The organism is Photobacterium sp. NCIMB 13483 (assembly GCF_003025475.1).
GTDB lineage: Bacteria > Pseudomonadota > Gammaproteobacteria > Enterobacterales > Vibrionaceae > Photobacterium > Photobacterium piscicola.
This window is the reverse complement of sequence record NZ_PYLV01000006.1, coordinates 168018-181056: the sequence shown is the minus strand read 5'-3', so window position 1 is coordinate 181056 and position 13039 is coordinate 168018. Positions and strand designations below refer to the sequence as shown.

The 13039-nt window shown below is 45.5% G+C and carries 24 protein-coding genes and 1 rRNA gene; all 25 read right to left on the bottom strand.

Going from position 1 to position 13039, the window contains the following annotated elements; translation table 11 throughout:
* A 16S ribosomal RNA gene (locus tag C9I86_RS07700) occupies window positions 1–590 on the bottom strand; the annotation flags it as partial.
* A gap of 709 nt (window positions 591–1299) precedes the next feature.
* Window positions 1300–1683, bottom strand: a complete 384-nt coding sequence (rplQ, locus tag C9I86_RS07695; protein WP_045032685.1) for a 50S ribosomal protein L17 — start codon at window positions 1681–1683, stop codon at window positions 1300–1302.
* Between the two features lie 34 nt (window positions 1684–1717).
* On the bottom strand, window positions 1718–2707 hold the full coding sequence (rpoA, locus tag C9I86_RS07690; RefSeq protein WP_036789646.1) for a DNA-directed RNA polymerase subunit alpha: 990 nt from the start codon (window positions 2705–2707) through the stop codon (window positions 1718–1720).
* Window positions 2708–2730: 23 nt separating this feature from the next.
* Window positions 2731–3351 (bottom strand): 30S ribosomal protein S4, encoded by a 621-nt coding sequence (gene rpsD, locus C9I86_RS07685; protein ID WP_061000877.1) that lies wholly within the window; start codon window positions 3349–3351, stop codon window positions 2731–2733.
* Between the two features lie 32 nt (window positions 3352–3383).
* On the bottom strand, window positions 3384–3773 hold the full coding sequence (gene rpsK, locus C9I86_RS07680) for a 30S ribosomal protein S11 (protein WP_005370963.1): 390 nt from the start codon (window positions 3771–3773) through the stop codon (window positions 3384–3386).
* A gap of 19 nt (window positions 3774–3792) precedes the next feature.
* A complete protein-coding gene (rpsM, locus tag C9I86_RS07675; RefSeq protein WP_005370966.1) occupies window positions 3793–4149 on the bottom strand; it encodes a 30S ribosomal protein S13 in 357 nt (118 codons plus the stop codon).
* A 145-nt stretch (window positions 4150–4294) separates the two neighbouring features.
* Window positions 4295–4408, bottom strand: a complete 114-nt coding sequence (rpmJ, locus tag C9I86_RS07670; RefSeq protein WP_000868186.1) for a 50S ribosomal protein L36 — start codon at window positions 4406–4408, stop codon at window positions 4295–4297.
* A gap of 31 nt (window positions 4409–4439) precedes the next feature.
* Window positions 4440–5765 (bottom strand): preprotein translocase subunit SecY, encoded by a 1326-nt coding sequence (gene secY / locus C9I86_RS07665; RefSeq protein WP_045038820.1) that lies wholly within the window; start codon window positions 5763–5765, stop codon window positions 4440–4442.
* Between the two features lie 22 nt (window positions 5766–5787).
* The gene (gene rplO, locus C9I86_RS07660) at window positions 5788–6222 is read right to left on the bottom strand and encodes a 50S ribosomal protein L15 (protein ID WP_036789641.1); all 435 of its coding nucleotides are present in this window, start codon (window positions 6220–6222) and stop codon (window positions 5788–5790) included.
* Between the two features lie 5 nt (window positions 6223–6227).
* Window positions 6228–6407, bottom strand: coding sequence for a 50S ribosomal protein L30 (gene rpmD, locus C9I86_RS07655; RefSeq protein WP_005302823.1), 180 nt, complete (start codon window positions 6405–6407; stop codon window positions 6228–6230).
* A gap of 5 nt (window positions 6408–6412) precedes the next feature.
* Window positions 6413–6910, bottom strand: a complete 498-nt coding sequence (rpsE, locus tag C9I86_RS07650; RefSeq protein WP_036789639.1) for a 30S ribosomal protein S5 — start codon at window positions 6908–6910, stop codon at window positions 6413–6415.
* A gap of 12 nt (window positions 6911–6922) precedes the next feature.
* Window positions 6923–7276: a 50S ribosomal protein L18 gene (gene rplR / locus C9I86_RS07645; RefSeq protein WP_036789636.1), complete on the bottom strand. Its 354-nt coding sequence runs from the start codon at window positions 7274–7276 to the stop codon at window positions 6923–6925.
* 9 nt (window positions 7277–7285) lie between these two features.
* Entirely contained in the window at window positions 7286–7819 is a 534-nt protein-coding gene (gene rplF, locus C9I86_RS07640; protein ID WP_036789632.1) for a 50S ribosomal protein L6, read from the bottom strand.
* Between the two features lie 12 nt (window positions 7820–7831).
* Window positions 7832–8224 carry a 30S ribosomal protein S8 gene (gene rpsH / locus C9I86_RS07635; RefSeq protein WP_036789627.1) on the bottom strand — a complete coding sequence of 131 codons (393 nt, stop codon included), beginning with the start codon at window positions 8222–8224 and terminating at the stop codon, window positions 7832–7834.
* 37 nt (window positions 8225–8261) lie between these two features.
* Window positions 8262–8567 carry a 30S ribosomal protein S14 gene (gene rpsN, locus C9I86_RS07630; RefSeq protein WP_005370985.1) on the bottom strand — a complete coding sequence of 102 codons (306 nt, stop codon included), beginning with the start codon at window positions 8565–8567 and terminating at the stop codon, window positions 8262–8264.
* A 15-nt stretch (window positions 8568–8582) separates the two neighbouring features.
* Window positions 8583–9122 (bottom strand): 50S ribosomal protein L5, encoded by a 540-nt coding sequence (gene rplE / locus C9I86_RS07625; RefSeq protein WP_036789621.1) that lies wholly within the window; start codon window positions 9120–9122, stop codon window positions 8583–8585.
* A gap of 15 nt (window positions 9123–9137) precedes the next feature.
* Window positions 9138–9449, bottom strand: a complete 312-nt coding sequence (rplX, locus tag C9I86_RS07620) for a 50S ribosomal protein L24 (protein WP_036789611.1) — start codon at window positions 9447–9449, stop codon at window positions 9138–9140.
* A gap of 12 nt (window positions 9450–9461) precedes the next feature.
* Window positions 9462–9833, bottom strand: coding sequence for a 50S ribosomal protein L14 (gene rplN, locus C9I86_RS07615; protein ID WP_045032667.1), 372 nt, complete (start codon window positions 9831–9833; stop codon window positions 9462–9464).
* Between the two features lie 163 nt (window positions 9834–9996).
* Window positions 9997–10251, bottom strand: a complete 255-nt coding sequence (gene rpsQ / locus C9I86_RS07610) for a 30S ribosomal protein S17 (RefSeq protein WP_036789606.1) — start codon at window positions 10249–10251, stop codon at window positions 9997–9999.
* Entirely contained in the window at window positions 10251–10442 is a 192-nt protein-coding gene (gene rpmC, locus C9I86_RS07605; RefSeq protein WP_036789604.1) for a 50S ribosomal protein L29, read from the bottom strand. Before rpmC ends, rpsQ begins: the two co-directional genes overlap by 1 nt.
* Window positions 10442–10852, bottom strand: coding sequence for a 50S ribosomal protein L16 (gene rplP, locus C9I86_RS07600; RefSeq protein ID WP_080159320.1), 411 nt, complete (start codon window positions 10850–10852; stop codon window positions 10442–10444). The genes rpmC and rplP overlap by 1 nt, the downstream gene beginning before the upstream one ends.
* A gap of 11 nt (window positions 10853–10863) precedes the next feature.
* Window positions 10864–11553, bottom strand: coding sequence for a 30S ribosomal protein S3 (gene rpsC / locus C9I86_RS07595; RefSeq protein WP_036789594.1), 690 nt, complete (start codon window positions 11551–11553; stop codon window positions 10864–10866).
* Window positions 11554–11572: 19 nt separating this feature from the next.
* On the bottom strand, window positions 11573–11905 hold the full coding sequence (gene rplV / locus C9I86_RS07590; protein WP_005302797.1) for a 50S ribosomal protein L22: 333 nt from the start codon (window positions 11903–11905) through the stop codon (window positions 11573–11575).
* Between the two features lie 10 nt (window positions 11906–11915).
* Entirely contained in the window at window positions 11916–12194 is a 279-nt protein-coding gene (rpsS, locus tag C9I86_RS07585; RefSeq protein WP_005302795.1) for a 30S ribosomal protein S19, read from the bottom strand.
* Between the two features lie 18 nt (window positions 12195–12212).
* Window positions 12213–13037 carry a 50S ribosomal protein L2 gene (rplB, locus tag C9I86_RS07580; protein ID WP_045038830.1) on the bottom strand — a complete coding sequence of 275 codons (825 nt, stop codon included), beginning with the start codon at window positions 13035–13037 and terminating at the stop codon, window positions 12213–12215.
* Window positions 13038–13039 lie beyond the last annotated feature (2 nt).

Below are 13039 nucleotides of genomic sequence, written 5' to 3'. Positions count from 1 at the left end.
CCGCCTGCATGCGCTTTACGCCCAGTAATTCCGATTAACGCTCGCACCCTCCGTATTACCGCGGCTGCTGGCACGGAGTTAGCCGGTGCTTCTTCTGTTGCTAACGTCAAACAGCCAAGCTATTAACTTAACTGCCTTCCTCACAACTGAAAGTACTTTACAACCCGAAGGCCTTCTTCATACACGCGGCATGGCTGCATCAGGGTTTCCCCCATTGTGCAATATTCCCCACTGCTGCCTCCCGTAGGAGTCTGGACCGTGTCTCAGTTCCAGTGTGGCTGATCATCCTCTCAGACCAGCTAGGGATCGTCGCCTTGGTGAGCCATTACCCCACCAACTAGCTAATCCCACCTGGGCTAATCCTGACGCGAGAGGCCCGAAGGTCCCCCTCTTTGCTCCGAAGAGATTATGCGGTATTAGCTATCGTTTCCAATAGTTATCCCCCACATCAGGGTATATTCCCAGGCATTACTCACCCGTCCGCCGCTCGTCAGCAAAGAAAGCAAGCTTTCTTTCTGTTACCGCTCGACTTGCATGTGTTAGGCCTGCCGCCAGCGTTCAATCTGAGCCATGATCAAACTCTTCAATTAAAGTTTTGTTGTCTCTTTCGAGACGGCTCAATGAATACTGACTTCAAAACTACCTTAGTAATTTTAAAGCTATTACCGCTTCTGTTTCTACAAAGAGGAACAGAATGGTAATGAATTGACTGTGCCAAAATAACTTACGTCATTTTGTATTGGTCACTCAGTTCATTGATAAATCTTTCGACTTAACTATTCAACGAGTGCCCACACAGATTGCATGGTCAAATTGTTAAAGAACATACTGACTTTCGGTAACCGCTTGCGCCGTTGTCCGTGTCAGTGAGGTCGCATTATAAGGAGATATTTAAAGCTGACAAGCATAATTTTAAAAAATAAATTCGTTTGCTTAGATTAAAAGCAGATATGGCATTAATTGGTATTTTTATAATCTATTTGTTATTGATGACAATTTTTAACTCGTTATAAACAGTTGGCAATTAAAGGTATATCTATCGCTATTTGATAAAAATAATCACACCAATGATATTTATAAATGATAATAACTAACAATGAATGTTCAAAACTAGCAACAAAGAAAATTTAATAGTAAGGAGAGAGGAAATATAAAGATAAACGAAGTAGCAGTAGCAGTAGCAGTAGCAGTAGCAGTAGCAGTAGCAGTAGCAGATATTATGAAAACAATACTAATAAAAACTCAAAAAAAAAGCCGAGTCCAAAGGACTCAGCTTTTTTCTTATTTAACGGCTAGTGCTTATTCAGCAGTAGCTTCTTCCTTTGCAGGACGGTCAAGTAACTCGATGTAAGCCATAGGAGCTTTATCACCAGTACGGAAACCGCACTTCATGATACGAGTGTAACCACCAGGACGCGCTGCGAAGCGTGGACCTAGTTCGTTAAATAATTTCGCAACAACTTCGTTATCACGAGTACGAGCGAATGCAAGACGACGGTTAGCAACACTGTCGGTCTTAGCTAGGGTAATCAAAGGCTCAATTACGCGACGTAGCTCTTTTGCTTTAGGCAAGGTAGTCTTAATTAATTCGTGACGTACCAGAGAGCTAGCCATGTTGCTGAACATCGCTTTACGATGACTGCTGTTGCGGTTGAGTTGACGACCACTCTTACGATGGCGCATGACCTAATCCTTCTAACTAGATATCAGTAAACTATTAATCTTCAGCGATTGATGCAGGTGGCCAATTTTCTAGGCGCATACCTAGAGATAGACCACGAGATGCCAATACATCTTTGATTTCTGTCAAAGACTTCTTACCAAGGTTTGGCGTTTTAAGAAGCTCAACCTCAGTACGCTGAACAAGATCACCGATGTAATGGATCGCTTCTGCTTTCAGACAGTTAGCAGAGCGAACAGTTAGTTCAAGATCGTCTACAGGACGCAGTAGGATCGGATCGAACTCCGGCTTCTCTTCTTTCTCTTCAGGAACTCGTACATCGCGAAGATCTACAAACGCATCCAATTGTTCAGCAAGAATTGTTGCTGCACGGCGGATAGCTTCCTCAGGATCAAGTGTACCGTTAGTCTCCATATCGATTACAAGCTTGTCTAGGTCAGTACGTTGTTCTACACGTGCTGCCTCTACCGCGTAAGCGATACGGTCCACTGGGCTGTAAGTAGCATCTACTAACAAACGACCAATTGGACGCTCATCTTCTTCAGTGTGAATACGAGCTGATGCTGGTACGTAGCCACGACCACGTTCTACCTTGATGCGCATGCTTAATTCAGCATTGTCATCAGTTAAATGGCAGATTACGTGTTCTGGGTTCGCAATCTCAACATCACCATCATGGGTGATGTCACCTGCAACAACAGGGCCTGCACCAGATTTGTTCAGAGTAAGAATAACTTCATCTTTACCCTCAACCTTAACGGCTAGACCTTTAAGGTTAAGAAGAATTTCAAGGATATCCTCCTGAACGCCTTCTTTGGTGCTGTACTCATGTAACACACCGTCGATTTCAACTTCTGTTACAGCACAACCTGGCATAGAAGATAATAAAATACGACGAAGAGCGTTTCCTAGAGTGTGGCCGAAACCACGCTCCAACGGCTCTAGAGTTACTTTTGCGTGCGTAGAGCTGACTTGTTCGATGTCAACTAGACGCGGCTTAAGAAATTCTGTTACAGAACCCTGCATTGTGTCCTCTCTTAACTGTAGCCTTACTTAGAGTAAAGCTCGACGATCAGGTGTTCGTTGATGTCGGCAGACAAATCAGAACGTTCTGGAAGACGCTTAAACGTACCTTCCATCTTGCTGCTGTCTACTTCGACCCAAGTCGGTAGTTCACGCTGTGTAGCAACTTCAAGAGCTGCTTTAATGCGTGCTTGGTTCTTAGCTTTCTCACGAATGCTAACAACGTCGTTTGCCGCTACCTTGAAAGAAGGAACGTTTACGACTTGACCGTTAACTAGAATCGCTTTGTGGCTTACCAATTGACGAGATTCAGCGCGAGTTGCACCAAAGCCCATACGGTAAACTACGTTATCTAAACGACCTTCAAGAAGCTGAAGCAAGTTTTCACCTGTGTTACCCTTGATGCGGGCAGCTGTCTTGTAGTAGTTACGGAATTGTTTTTCTAGTACGCCATATGTACGACGAACTTTCTGCTTCTCACGAAGCTGAACGCCGTAATCAGATAGACGACCGCGACGAGCACCATGTTGGCCCGGAGCGTTATCAATCTTACACTTGGTATCAATCGCACGTACACCAGACTTAAGGAATAAGTCAGTGCCTTCGCGACGGCTAAGCTTTAGCTTAGGACCCAAATATCTTGCCATTTTCTTTCTCCAATATTCCTAGAAACTAAACGTTATACGCGACGTTTCTTAGGTGGACGACAACCGTTATGAGGGATCGGAGTCGCATCAACAATGTTAGTGATACGGAAACCCGCTGCGTTTAGAGCGCGGATTGTAGACTCACGACCAGGACCAGGGCCCTTAACCATAACTTCTAGGTTCTTAACGCCATATTCTTTGGCCATTTCACCACAACGCTCAGCAGCAACCTGTGCAGCGAACGGAGTAGATTTACGAGAACCACGGAAACCTGAACCACCTGCAGTTGCCCATGAAAGAGCATTACCTTGACGGTCAGTAATGGTTACGATTGTGTTGTTGAAAGAAGCATGGATGTGCGCAACGCCATCGGCTACTTGCTTGCGTACGCGCTTACGAGCGCGAGTTGGTTGTTTTGCCATTGTACTCTACCTTATCCGACTATTTTTTGATCGGCTTGCGCGGACCCTTACGGGTACGTGCGTTGGTTTTAGTACGCTGTCCACGTAGAGGTAGACTGCGACGGTGACGAAGACCACGGTAACAACCAAGGTCCATAAGACGCTTGATGTTCATGGAAATTTCACGACGAAGATCACCTTCTACAGTGTATTTAGCTACACCATCACGCAGTAGATCGATCTGTTCTTCAGTTAGTTCACTGATCTTAACATCTTCAGCAATACCCGTTTCAGCTAGAATAGCTTGAGAACGAGTCTTACCGATGCCGTAAATCGCAGTTAATGCGATTACAGCGTGTTTCTGATCAGGAATGTTAATGCCTGCAATACGGGCCACTATTCACTCCTAGTACTTTACAAGAATAACCGCTGCAGAGCCCGTTCAGGATACGCAGCGGTGGTACAATTCTTTTGCACATAACAAAAGATGGTTGACTAATTTAGCCAACCTATCTTCAATTTGCAAGAAATATTTCTGCTAATTAGCCTTGGCGTTGTTTATGCTTTGGCTCACTGCAAATCACACGCACAACACCGTTGCGCTTGATAACTTTACAGTTACGGCAGATTTTCTTAACGGAAGCACGAACTTTCATTGCTAAACTCCGTAAATATGGAAAACTAAACTTAGCGGCCGTAGCCTTTCAGATTAGCTTTTTTCAATACTGACTCATACTGTTGAGACATCAAATGTGTCTGAACTTGAGCCATGAAATCCATGATAACAACAACTACGATTAGTAGGGAAGTACCACCAAAATAAAAGCGGACGTTCCATGCAATCATCATGAACTCGGGGATCAGACAGATAAAGGTGATATACAACGCACCCGCTAGGGTTAGTCGAGTCATTACTTTATCAATGTACATTGCGGTCTGTTCACCCGGGCGAATACCAGGTATGAATGCTCCAGACTTCTTCAAGTTATCTGCTGTCTCGCGAGGGTTAAACACCAACGCGGTATAGAAGAAACAGAAGAATATAATTGCAGCAGCGTAGAGCATTACATAAAGTGGCTGTCCTGGACTAAGTGCAAGTGAAATATCACTTAACCAGCCAAGACCTTCACTTTGTCCAAACCACTGAGCCAGTGTGCCTGGAAACAGAATAATACTCGATGCGAAAATTGCTGGGATTACACCTGCCATGTTGATTTTCAACGGTAGGTGTGTGCTCTGCGCTGCGAAGACACGACGGCCTTGTTGACGCTTAGCGTAGTTAACGACGATACGACGTTGACCACGTTCCATGAACACTACAAAGTAAATCACAGCAAAAGATATAACCGCAATTAATAGTAGAAGAAGTACGTGCAATTCACCTTGACGCGCTTGCTCTACGGTCTGTCCAATAGCTGGCGGCAAACCAGCAACGATACCAGTGAAAATAATCACAGATATACCGTTACCAATGCCACGCTCGGTAACTTGCTCACCTAACCACATTAAGAACATGGTACCAGTAACCAAACTAACCACGGCAACAAAATAGAAACTAGGACCTGGATTATGTACCAGGCCTGGAATCATACTTGGTAACCCCGTTGCAATACCAATTGCTTGGAAGGTTGCCAATACAAGCGTACCGTATCGGGTGTACTGACTAATCTTACGACGGCCAGCTTCACCTTCTTTCTTCAACTCAGCCAAGGCTGGATGAACTACTGTTAGCAGCTGGACAATAATGGACGCAGAAATATACGGCATTATGCCCAGAGCTAAAATAGAAGCACGCGAGAGTGCACCACCAGAGAACATGTTAAACATCTCAATGATGGTACCCTTTTGCTGCTCGAACAGACTGGCAAGTACAGCAGCGTCAATACCAGGAATAGGCACAAAGGATCCAGCTCGGAATATTAATATCGCACCTAATACAAAGAGAAGGCGTGACTTAAGCTCTGCTAGGCCACCTTGTCCACTACGAAAATCTTGTCCTGGTTGTTTAGCCATCTGTACCTCATCCTCGAGTTAATTATTCCTCGATTTTACCGCCAGCAGCTTCGATAGCAGCTAAAGCGCCTTTAGTAACGCGTAGGCCTTTCACTGTTACTGAACGAGCGATATCACCAGAAAGTACAACTTTCACGAACTTAATGTCCTTAGTGATAACATTCGCAGCTTTTAGTGTTTCAAGGCTTACAACATCACCTTCAACTTTCGCTAGCTCAGCTAGACGAACTTCAGCAGTTACTAGGCTCTTACGAGACGTAAAACCGAACTTTGGTAGACGCTGTTTCAAAGGCATTTGACCGCCTTCAAAACCTGGGCGAACAGAACCACCTGAACGTGATTTCTGACCTTTAACACCACGGCCACAAGTTTTACCTAGACCTGAACCGATACCACGGCCTACGCGCTTCGCAGAAGGCTTAGAACCAGCGGCCGGTGATAGAGTATTCAAACGCATACTGATTACTCCTCAACTTTAACCATGTAGTAAACTTTATTGATCATGCCGCGTACGCAAGCAGTATCTTCAAGTTCAACAGTGTGGTTGATGCGACGAAGGCCTAGGCCGCGCAAAGTAGCTTTATGCTTCGGTAAACGACCGATAGAGCTCTTTGTTTGGGTTACTTTAATAGTTTTAGCCATGTCGATTACTCCAGAATTTCTTTAACAGAAAGACCACGTTTTGCAGCGATCATTTCTGGAGAGTTCATTCCACTTAGACCCAAAATTGTTGCGCGAACAACGTTGATTGGATTAGTAGAACCGTATGTTTTTGCTAGTACGTTACGGATACCCGCAACTTCTAGCACTGCACGCATTGCGCCACCGGCGATGATACCAGTACCTTCTGATGCAGGCTGCATGTACACTTGAGAACCAGTGTGACGGCCTTTAACAGCGTGGTGAAGAGTACCTTCGTTGATTGCGATCGTAACCATGTTACGACGTGCTTTTTCCATCGCTTTCTGGATTGCAGCAGGCACTTCACGTGCTTTACCGTAACCGAAACCGATGCGACCGTTACCGTCACCAACTACTGTTAGTGCAGTAAAGCTGAAAATACGACCACCTTTAACCGTTTTTGAAACACGGTTAACAGCGATCAGTTTTTCATTCAAATCTGATTGTGTCTTTTCGTTAGCCATCTTCCGCCTACCTTAGAATTTCAGACCAGCTTCACGAGCAGCTTCTGCTAGTGTCGCGATACGGCCGTGGTATTGGAAACCAGAGCGATCAAATGCAACGTTAGAGATGCCTTTTTCAATCGCGCGCTCAGCAATAGTTTTACCTACAACTGCAGCAGCGTCTTTGTTTCCGGTACTCTTAACTTGCTCACGGATCGCTTTTTCTAAAGTAGAAGCGGCTGCGATAACCTCAGAGCCGTTCGGTGCGATTACCTGAGCGTACACGTGACGTGGAGTACGGTGTACAACTAGGCGAGTTGCGCCCAGTTCAGCAATCTTACGACGTGCTCGGGTCGCACGACGGATACGAGATGCTTTCTTATCCATAGTGTTACCTTACTTCTTCTTAGCTTCTTTAGTACGCACAACTTCGTCGGCGTAACGAACACCTTTACCTTTATAAGGTTCAGGGCTACGGTAAGCGCGAATATCAGCAGCTACCTGACCAACCAACTGCTTATCAGTACCCGTAAGTACGATTTCAGTTTGTGATGGACATTCAGCTTTGATACCTGCTGGAAGTTCGTGCTCAACTGGATGAGAGAAACCTAGAGTTAGACCTACAGCGTTGCCTTTGATAGCAGCACGGTAACCTACACCCTTAAGAGTCAGCTTCTTAGTGAAGCCTTCGGTAACACCAACAACCATGTTGTTAACTAGTGCACGAGCAGTACCTGCTTGTGCCCAAGCTTTATCGAACCCTTCACGAGGACCGAAAGTAACTTTGTTCTCTTCCAAAGTTAGAACTACTGCTGGGTTCATAACACGAACTAATTCGCCTTTTGAACCTTTAACAGTAATTTCCTGACCGTTAAGATTAACTTCTACGCCGGCAGGGAAAACTACTGGTGCTTTTGCAACACGAGACATGTTCTACTCCTATTATGCTACGTAGCAGATAATCTCACCGCCAAGACCCGCTTTGCGTGCAGCGCGGTCGGTCATAAGACCCTTGGAAGTGGAAATAACAGCAATACCAAGGCCACCCATCACTGATGGTAGCGCACCTTTTTTCTTGTAGATGCGTAGACCAGGACGTGAAACACGTTGGATTTGCTCAATAACTGGATTAGCTTCGAAGTACTTAAGTGTAACTTCTAGCTCTGGCTTAACGTCACCTGTTACAGTGTAGTCAGCCACGAAACCTTCTTCTTGTAATAATGCTGCAATTGCAACTTTAAGCTTAGAAGATGGCATTTTTACAGCAACTTTTTTCGCTGCCTGACCGTTACGAAGACGGGTCAGCATATCCGAAATCGGATCTTGCATGCTCATAAGTTAATACTCCGTGATTCTGAATTGCTTACTGGTATTACCAGCTTGCTTTACGTAGACCCGGAATCTCGCCTTTCATGCAAGCTTCACGAACCTTGATACGGCTAAGACCGAACTTACGTAGGTAGCCGTGTGGACGTCCAGTCTGGTTACAGCGATTACGCTGACGAGACTTCGCAGAATCACGTGGTAGTGACTGAAGTTTAAGCACTGCATTCCAGCGATCTTCTTCAGACGCATTCACGTCGCTAATTAGAGCTTTTAGCGCAGCACGCTTTTCAGCGAACTTAGCTACTAGCTTGGCACGTTTAGCTTCACGTGCCTTCATTGATTCTTTAGCCATTAGTAACCCTTACTTTTACTTACGGAATGGGAAGTTAAAAGCAGACAGTAGAGCTAGAGCTTCTTCATCAGATTTAGCAGAAGTTGTGATTGTGATGTCTAAACCACGTACACGATCTACTTTATCGAAATCGATTTCTGGGAAGATGATCTGCTCACGAACGCCCATGCTGTAGTTACCACGACCATCGAATGATTTCGGGTTTAAACCACGGAAATCTCGAATACGAGGTACAGCAATTGAAATTAGACGCTCGAAAAAGTCCCACATACGCTCGCCACGTAAGGTTACTTTACAGCCAATAGGGTAGCCCTCACGGATCTTAAAGCCTGCAACTGACTTGCGTGCTACTGTGATTAGCGGCTTCTGACCTGCAATTGCAGTCATGTCAGCAGCAGCGTTTTCTAGCAGCTTCTTGTCGTTGATAGCTTCGCCCACACCCATATTAAGTGTGATCTTTTCGATCCTTGGGACTTGCATGATACTCTTGTATTCGAACTTGCCAGCAAGGTCTTTTACAACAGTCTCTTTGTAGTAATCATGCAGTTTCGCCATAGTACTACTCCAAACTTACTTGATAGTTTCGCCAGTCGATTTAAAGAAACGAACTTTTTTGTCGTCTTCAAATCGGAAGCCTACACGGTCCGCTTTACCTTGACCGTTAACGATAGCAACATTAGACGCATCGATCGCAGCTTCCTGCTCAACGATACCGCCTTGAACACCCATTGCCGGAACCGGCTTCTGGTGTTTCTTAACCATGTTGATACCTTCAACGATAACTTTACCGGTTGCTAGAACCTTAGTTACTTTACCAGTCTTGCCTTTATCTTTACCAGCAAGAATGATAACTTCGTCGTTACGACGGATTTTAGCTGCCATTATAGTCGCTCCTTAAAGTACTTCTGGCGCTAGTGATACAATCTTCATGAATTTCGTATTACGAAGTTCACGAGTCACAGGGCCAAAGATACGGGTACCGATAGGTTGCTCAGTGTTGTCGTTCAACAATACGCAAGCATTACGGTCAAAGCGAATGACAGAGCCATCTTGACGACGAACGCCTTTACGGGTGCGTACAACCACCGCTTTCAGTACATCACCTTTCTTAACTTTACCGCGTGGAATTGCTTCCTTTACAGTAATCTTGATGATGTCACCGATATGTGCATAGCGACGGTGAGAACCACCCAGAACCTTAATACACATTACGCTACGTGCGCCGGAGTTATCCGCAGCATCAAGCATACTTTGCATTTGGATCATGTTAGTGCTCCGCTAATTTAAAACATCTAGACCCAAATCGAGTCGATATGCCTTTTCTTCAAAGGCGGCGAATAATAACACCATTTTCGACCGATGGGTAGATAAAAAAATGAACGGCCCTAAGTTTTTCAGGGCCGCTTACTTAAGTAGTTGTTAGTACGTATTAAATACGTGCTTTCTCAACTACGCGTACCAAAGCCCAAGACTTAGTCTTTGACATTGGACGGCACTCGCGAACTTCAACCATGTCGCCTAGGCCACATTCGTTGTTTTCATCGTGTGCATGAAGCTTAGTCGTGCGTGTGATGTACTTACCGTAGATCGGGTGCTTCACTTTACGCTCGATAGCAACAACAATAGACTTATCGCCTTTGTCGCTAACTACACGACCAAGCTGAGTACGGATTTGATCGCTCATTATGCGCCAGCCTTCTCAGTCAGTACAGTTTTAACACGTGCGATATCACGACGTACAGTTTTAAGATTGTGAGTCTGCTGTAGTTGACCAGTCGCAGCTTGCATGCGCAAGTTAAACTGTTCACGTAGCAAATTCACAAGCTCTGCATTAAGCTCTTCAACGCTTTTAGCGCGTAGATCTAGTGCATTCATCACATCACCGCCTTAATTACGAATGTTGTCTTGATTGGTAGCTTACGTGCAGCAAGATTAAATGCTTCACGAGCTAATGTTTCAGGAACACCACCCATTTCGTATAGAACTTTACCTGGTTGAATCTGTGCAACCCAGTACTCCACACTACCCTTACCTTTACCTTGACGAACTTCAAGAGGCTTAGATGTGATTGGTTTGTCTGGGAATACACGAATCCAGATTTGGCCCTGACGTTTTACATGACGAGTCATAGCACGACGTGCAGCTTCGATCTGACGAGCAGTTAGACGACCACGGCCGACTGCTTTAAGACCAAATGTACCAAAGCTTACATCAGTACCGTTCGCTAAACCGCGGTTACGGCCTTTAAAGGCCTTGCGGAATTTAGTGCGTTTAGGTTGCAGCATCAATAAACTCCTTATTTACGGCTTTTGCGCTGCTTCTTAGGCTTGTCAGCCTTTGGCTCTTCAACCGGCATGCCGCCTAGAACTTCACCTTTGAAGATCCAAACTTTAACGCCGATAACACCGTATTGGGTGTGAGCCGAAGAAGTTGCGTAGTCAATGTCAGCACGAAGAGTATGTAGAGGCACACGGCCTTCACGGTACCACTCAGTACGTGCAATTTCAGCACCGCCTAGACGGCCGCTTACTTCAACTTTGATACCTTTAGCGCCAAGACGCATAGCGTTTTGAACTGCACGCTTCATCGCGCGACGGAACATTACACGACGCTCTAGTTGAGACGAAATGCTGTCTGCAACTAGTTGACCATCTAGTTCTGGTTTACGTACTTCAGCGATGTTGATCTGAGCTGGAACGCCCGCGATCTTCGCAACTGCTGCACGTAGTTTCTCTACGTCTTCGCCTTTCTTACCGATTACTACGCCTGGACGAGCAGTGTGAATAGTCACACGGATGCTCTTCGCAGGACGCTCGATAACGATGCGTGATAGAGATGCTTTTGCTAGTTCCTTAGTAAGGAACTGGCGTACCTTGAAATCGCCGTCTAGGTTGTCAGCGAATTCTTGGCTGTTAGCAAACCAAGTGGTATTCCAAGGCTTACAGATGCCTAAACGAATACCATTAGGATGTACTTTCTGACCCATTGCTTTCTCTCCTAGTCTCTTAGCGGTCTGCTACAACAACAGTGATGTGGCTAGAACGCTTCAAGATGCGATCGGCACGGCCTTTAGCACGAGGCATAATACGCTTCATGGTAGGACCTTCGTCAACGAAGATTTTAGCAACATTAAGATCATCAATGTCTGCGCCTTCGTTGTGTTCTGCGTTAGCGATAGCTGACTCTAGAACTTTCTTGATTAAATCAGCAGCTTTTTTGTTGCTGAAATTAAGAATTTCTAGAGCTTGAGCAACTGGCTTACCGCGCAGTTGATCTGCAACCAAACGAGCTTTTTGCGGCGAAATGCGAGCAAAGCGATGTTTAGCGATAGCTTCCATTACCTACTCCTTAGCGCTTTTTAGCTTTCTTATCCGCAGCATGACCGCGGTAAGTACGTGTTGGTGCAAATTCGCCTAGCTTGTGACCGATCATTTCTTCAGAAACGAAAACAGGAACGTGCTGACGACCATTATGGACAGCGATGGTCAAACCGATCATCTGAGGGATGATCATTGAGCGACGGGACCAAGTCTTAACAGGCTTTTTGTCTCCGCTTTCCAACGCTTTCTCTACCTTCTTCAGCAAGTGTAGGTCAATGAATGGACCTTTCTTGAGAGAACGTGGCATGGCGTATCCTCTTTATAATTACTTATTACGACGACGTACGATGTACTTGTCGGTGCGCTTGTTGCTACGAGTCTTATAACCCTTAGTTGGAACGCCCCAAGGTGTTACTGGATGACGACCGCCTGATGTACGACCTTCACCACCACCATGTGGGTGATCCACTGGGTTCATTACAACACCACGTACAGTTGGACGAACACCGCGCCAGCGTGAAGCACCAGCTTTACCTAGCTCACGTAGCATGTGTTCTGCGTTACCAACTTCACCTAGAGTCGCACGACCGTCAGCAAGAACTTTACGCATTTCACCAGAACGTAGACGTAGAGTCACATAAGTGCCTGCACGTGCAATGATCTGAGCGTATGCACCAGCTGAACGAGCCAGCTGTGCACCTTTACCAGGCTTAAGTTCAACACAGTGTACTGTTGAACCTACTGGGATGTTGCGCATTGGTAAAGTGTTACCAACTTTGATAGCAGCATCTTCGCCAGACTGGATCATATCACCAGCTTGGATACCTTTAGGTGCGATAATGTAGCGGCGCTCACCGTCTGCGTACAGAACTAGAGCAATGTTTGCGCTACGGTTTGGATCGTATTCTAGACGCTCAACTTTCGCTGGGATGCCATCTTTAGTACGTTTAAAGTCAATTAGACGGTAGTGTTGTTTGTTACCACCACCGATATGACGTACTGTGATACGACCGTTATTGTTACGACCACCAGTCTTAGAGTTTTTCTCTAGAAGTGGTGCGTACGGCTTACCCTTATGCAGGTCAGAGTTAACCACTTTAACTACGTGGCGACGACCTGGGGAAGTCGGCTTACATTTTACAATAGCCATTC